The sequence below is a fragment of the Roseateles oligotrophus genome, assembly GCF_014204525.1.
GTDB classification, from domain to species: Bacteria; Pseudomonadota; Gammaproteobacteria; order Burkholderiales; family Burkholderiaceae_C; genus Paucibacter_A; species Paucibacter_A oligotrophus_A.
Genome location: NZ_JACHLP010000020.1, coordinates 1 through 5,667, shown reverse-complemented (window position 1 = coordinate 5,667; position 5,667 = coordinate 1). Strand labels below are relative to the sequence as shown.

General features: G+C 51.4%; 2 tRNA genes and 3 rRNA genes. All 5 read right to left on the bottom strand.

The window, feature by feature from the left end:
* Positions 1-18 precede the first annotated feature (18 nt).
* Positions 19-131: ribosomal RNA gene (gene rrf, locus HNP55_RS23865) — 5S ribosomal RNA — on the bottom strand.
* A gap of 197 nt (positions 132-328) precedes the next feature.
* Positions 329-3,210 (bottom strand): 23S ribosomal RNA (locus HNP55_RS23860).
* Between the two features lie 350 nt (positions 3,211-3,560).
* A tRNA-Ala gene (locus HNP55_RS23855) sits at positions 3,561-3,636 on the bottom strand.
* Positions 3,637-3,655: 19 nt separating this feature from the next.
* Positions 3,656-3,732: transfer RNA gene (locus HNP55_RS23850), tRNA-Ile, on the bottom strand.
* 180 nt (positions 3,733-3,912) lie between these two features.
* Positions 3,913-5,436 (bottom strand): 16S ribosomal RNA (locus HNP55_RS23845).
* Together the 16S, 23S and 5S rRNA genes with 2 tRNA genes alongside form the textbook arrangement of a ribosomal RNA operon.
* Between the last annotated feature and the right edge of the window lie 231 nt (positions 5,437-5,667).

The following is a 5,667-nucleotide window of genomic DNA, read 5'->3' as shown; positions in this document are numbered from 1 at the left end:
GTTTTGACTTTGATATTAGCCTGACGATGACCTACTTTCACACGGGAATCCGCACTATCATCGGCGCTGAGTCATTTCACTGTCCTGTTCGGGATGGGAAGGAGTGGGACCAACTCGCTATGGTCATCAGGCTTAACTGGTTGGCACCTTGTTCGCTGAACAAGACACCCAATTTGTAGAGCTGCGCAGTATACAGGCTTTTCGCTTGTATCTGGCTTCGAATCAGCTTTTTGATTGCGCTAACACCGACTTCTTTGAAGAACGGTATAACTTGTATTAATGACTCAACCGTCCTTGAACAGATTCATCTCTGAACTATCAAAGTTATAGGGTCAAGCCTCACGGGCAATTAGTACTGGTTAGCTTAACGCATTACTGCGCTTCCACACCCAGCCTATCAACGTCCTGGTCTCGAACGACCCTTCAGGGGGCTCTAGGCCCCGGCAAGACTCATCTTGAGACGAGTTTCCCGCTTAGATGCTTTCAGCGGTTATCTCTTCCGCACTTAGCTACTCGGCGATGCCACTGGCGTGACAACCGATACACCAGAGGTGCGTCCACTCCGGTCCTCTCGTACTAGGAGCAGGCTCTCTCAATCTTGCAGCGCCCACGGAAGATAGGGACCAAACTGTCTCACGACGTTTTAAACCCAGCTCACGTACCTCTTTAAATGGCGAACAGCCATACCCTTGGGACCGGCTACAGCCCCAGGATGAGATGAGCCGACATCGAGGTGCCAAACACCGCCGTCGATATGAACTCTTGGGCGGTATCAGCCTGTTATCCCCAGAGTACCTTTTATCCGTTGAGCGATGGCCCTTCCATACAGAACCACCGGATCACTTTGTCCTACTTTCGTACCTGCTCGACTTGTCAGTCTCGCAGTCAAGCACGCTTATGCCAATGCACTATCAACACGATTTCCGACCGTATTTAGCGTACCTTCGAACTCCTCCGTTACACTTTGGGAGGAGACCGCCCCAGTCAAACTGCCCACCATACACTGTCCCCAATCCCGATAAGGGACCAAGGTTAGAACCTCAAACACACCAGGGTGGTATTTCAACGTTGGCTCCATGACAACTAGCGTCATCACTTCAAAGCCTCCCACCTATCCTACACAGATCTGTTCAAAGTCCAATGTAAAGCTACAGTAAAGGTTCATGGGGTCTTTCCGTCTTTCCGCGGGGAGATTGCATCATCACAAACATTTCAACTTCGCTGAGTCTCTGGAGGAGACAGTGTGGCCATCATTACTCCATTCGTGCAGGTCGGAACTTACCCGACAAGGAATTTCGCTACCTTAGGACCGTTATAGTTACGGCCGCCGTTTACTGGGACTTCAGTCAAGAGCTTGCACCCCATCATTTAATCTTCCAGCACCGGGCAGGAGTCACACCCTATACGTCGACTTTCGTCTTTGCAGAGTGCTGTGTTTTTAATAAACAGTTGCAGCCACCGATTCTCTGCGACCCCATTCGGCTCCAGGAGTAAATCCCTTCACCTAATAGAGGCACACCTTCTTCCGAAGTTACGGTGTCAATTTGCCGAGTTCCTTCTCCAGAGTTCTCTCAAGCGCCTTAGAATACTCATCTCGCGCACCAGTGTCGGTTTGCGGTACGGTCGTCAATAGCTGAAGCTTAGTGGCTTTTCTTGGAAGCAGGGTATCACTCACTTCGAGGGCTAAGCCCTCTCGTTATCACGCCTCATCTCAGCTCTCCGGATTTGCCTAAAGAGCACGACTACACGCTTGAACCAACTATTCCAACAGTTGGCTGAGCTAACCTTCTCCGTCCCCACATCGCACTATTGATCGGTACAGGAATATTTACCTGTTTCCCATCAGCTACGCATCTCTGCCTCGCCTTAGGGGCCGACTCACCCTACGCCGATGAACGTTGCGTAGGAAACCTTGCGCTTTCGGCGAGGGGGCTTTTCACCCCCTTTAACGCTACTCATGTCAGCATTCGCACTTCTGATACCTCCAGCAGGCTTCACAACCCACCTTCACAGGCTTACAGAACGCTCTCCTACCACGTGCAATAAATTGCACATCCGCAGCTTCGGTAACTGGCTTAGCCCCGTTACATCTTCCGCGCAGGACGACTCGATCAGTGAGCTATTACGCTTTCTTTAAATGATGGCTGCTTCTAAGCCAACATCCTGACTGTTTTAGCCTTCCCACTTCGTTTCCCACTTAGCCAATTTTGGGGACCTTAGCTGGCGGTCTGGGTTGTTTCCCTCTTGAGTCCGGACGTTAGCACCCGGTGCTCTGTCTCCCAAGCTGTACTCATCGGTATTCGGAGTTTGCAATGGTTTGGTAAGTCGCCATGACCCCCTAGCCATAACAGTGCTCTACCCCCGATGGTAATACTTGAGGCACTACCTAAATAGTTTTCGGAGAGAACCAGCTATTTCCAAGTTTGTTTAGCCTTTCACCCCTATCCACAGCTCATCCGCTAATTTTGCAACATTAGTCGGTTCGGACCTCCAGCACCTGTTACGGTACCTTCATCCTGGCCATGGATAGATCACTTGGTTTCGGGTCTACACCCAGCGACTAATTCGCCCTATTCGGACTCGATTTCTCTACGGCTTCCCTATTCGGTTAACCTCGCCACTGAATGTAAGTCGCTGACCCATTATACAAAAGGTACGCAGTCACCCTTGCGGGCTCCTACTTTTTGTATGCATACGGTTTCAGGATCTATTTCACTCCCCTCCCGGGGTTCTTTTCGCCTTTCCCTCACGGTACTAGTTCACTATCGGTCGATTACGAGTATTTAGCCTTGGAGGATGGTCCCCCCATATTCAGACAGGATTACACGTGTCCCGCCCTACTTGTCTGCCGCTTAGTTCCACAATCAACATTTCTCATACGGGGCTATCACCCGCTATGGCCGGACTTTCCATTCCGTTCTGATATGCCAACTGCTAAAACGACAAGGCTACTCCAATTTCGCTCGCCACTACTTTCGGAATCTCGGTTGATGTCTTTTCCTCGAGCTACTGAGATGTTTCAGTTCACCCGGTTCGCCTTGCAAACCTATGTATTCAGTTTGCAATACCCCTCGCGGGGTGGGTTTCCCCATTCAGAAATCTCCGGATCAAAGCTAATTTGCCAGCTCCCCGAAGCTTATCGCAGGCTATCACGTCTTTCTTCGCCTGTAATCGCCTAGGCATCCACCATATGCACTTAGTCACTTGACCCTATAACTTTGACAGCGCTGACGGCACTGTCGGTCAAGAACTCGCACAGACCCCATTCATGAGTCCATACGTTATTGAGTATTTACGCGTTACGCCGTTCTTCATATCTAATCAATTTCTTGCTTAGTTGAAGTCTTGTGTTTGACGCAATCAAAATGTTGCCGACGGCACGGTGTCCAGCTCCCTTTACAAAGAAGACTAAACTTTCCGTCGACAACGCTGATTCGACTCTACAAATTGTTAAAGAACAACAGCCGACTCTTTCGAGCCTTATGACTGACAAACCAGAACAACCGCTCACGCTTTCGCGCAACGGATGCTTTGGTTTGCCAACCATGGAGCAGAGTAATTGGTGGAGGATGACGGGATCGAACCGACGACCCCCTGCTTGCAAAGCAGGTGCTCTCCCAGCTGAGCTAATCCCCCGGGATTCTCTTCAAATCCGTGGTGGGTCTGGCTGGATTCGAACCAGCGACCCCCGCCTTATCAAGACGGTGCTCTAACCAACTGAGCTACAGACCCACGCGTTTGTTGCGTGCCCTGCCTCCGTCGCTTGGCCCCTGCCGAGGCCATCGGCCAAGCTCACGCTATTACTCTTCTGTTGAATCACAGCCGATAAGTGTGGGCGCTTAAATCTGAGTGCATCTGGATCTCGCTGGACGCTTGCTGCAAGCAACAAACCTCTGCTCGACCATTTTCTAGAAAGGAGGTGATCCAGCCGCACCTTCCGATACGGCTACCTTGTTACGACTTCACCCCAGTCACGAACCCTGCCGTGGTAATCGCCCTCCTTGCGGTTAGGCTAACTACTTCTGGCAGAACCCGCTCCCATGGTGTGACGGGCGGTGTGTACAAGACCCGGGAACGTATTCACCGCGGCAAGCTGATCCGCGATTACTAGCGATTCCGACTTCACGCAGTCGAGTTGCAGACTACGATCCGGACTACGACCGGTTTTCTGGGATTAGCTCCCCCTCGCGGGTTGGCAGCCCTCTGTACCGGCCATTGTATGACGTGTGTAGCCCTACCCATAAGGGCCATGATGACCTGACGTCATCCCCACCTTCCTCCGGTTTGTCACCGGCAGTCTCATTAGAGTGCCCTTTCGTAGCAACTAATGACAAGGGTTGCGCTCGTTGCGGGACTTAACCCAACATCTCACGACACGAGCTGACGACGGCCATGCAGCACCTGTGTGACAGCTCTCTTTCGAGCACTCCCAAATCTCTTCAGGATTCTGTCCATGTCAAGGGTAGGTAAGGTTTTTCGCGTTGCATCGAATTAAACCACATCATCCACCGCTTGTGCGGGTCCCCGTCAATTCCTTTGAGTTTCAACCTTGCGGCCGTACTCCCCAGGCGGTCAACTTCACGCGTTAGCTTCGTTACTGAGAAGAAACCCTCCCAACAACCAGTTGACATCGTTTAGGGCGTGGACTACCAGGGTATCTAATCCTGTTTGCTCCCCACGCTTTCGTGCATGAGCGTCAGTACAGGTCCAGGGGATTGCCTTCGCCATCGGTGTTCCTCCGCATATCTACGCATTTCACTGCTACACGCGGAATTCCATCCCCCTCTACCGTACTCTAGCCATGCAGTCACAAAGGCAGTTCCCAGGTTGAGCCCGGGGATTTCACCTCTGTCTTGCATAACCGCCTGCGCACGCTTTACGCCCAGTAATTCCGATTAACGCTTGCACCCTACGTATTACCGCGGCTGCTGGCACGTAGTTAGCCGGTGCTTATTCTTCAGGTACCGTCATTAGATCTCTGTATTAGAGAAACCCGTTTCTTCCCTGACAAAAGCGGTTTACAACCCGAAGGCCTTCTTCCCGCACGCGGCATGGCTGGATCAGACTTGCGTCCATTGTCCAAAATTCCCCACTGCTGCCTCCCGTAGGAGTCTGGGCCGTGTCTCAGTCCCAGTGTGGCTGGTCGTCCTCTCAGACCAGCTACAGATCGTCGCCTTGGTGGGCTTTTACCCCGCCAACTAGCTAATCTGATATCGGCCGCTCCAATTGCGCGAGGTCTTGCGATCCCCCGCTTTCACCCTCAGGTCTCATGCGGTATTAGCCACTCTTTCGAGTAGTTATCCCCCACAACTGGGCACGTTCCGATACATTACTCACCCGTTCGCCACTCGTCAGCTTAACCTGTTACCGTTCGACTTGCATGTGTAAGGCATGCCGCCAGCGTTCAATCTGAGCCAGGATCAAACTCTACAGTTCGATTCTGTTTTTTACTCAACGGAATCGACTTAAACCATTTGCATAGCTTAAATCTATTTTCCGTGAGCGTTTAAAGTCTAAGAGACTTGATACTTGGTCACCCAAATATCAACACTCATCTTCAAACGCCCACGCTTATCGGCTGTTGATTTTTAAAGAACTTAAGCTGAACCACTGTTCAACTCGCTGCAATCTTCTTGCAAACCGCTGACTTGGCGTCAGCAGCACAGA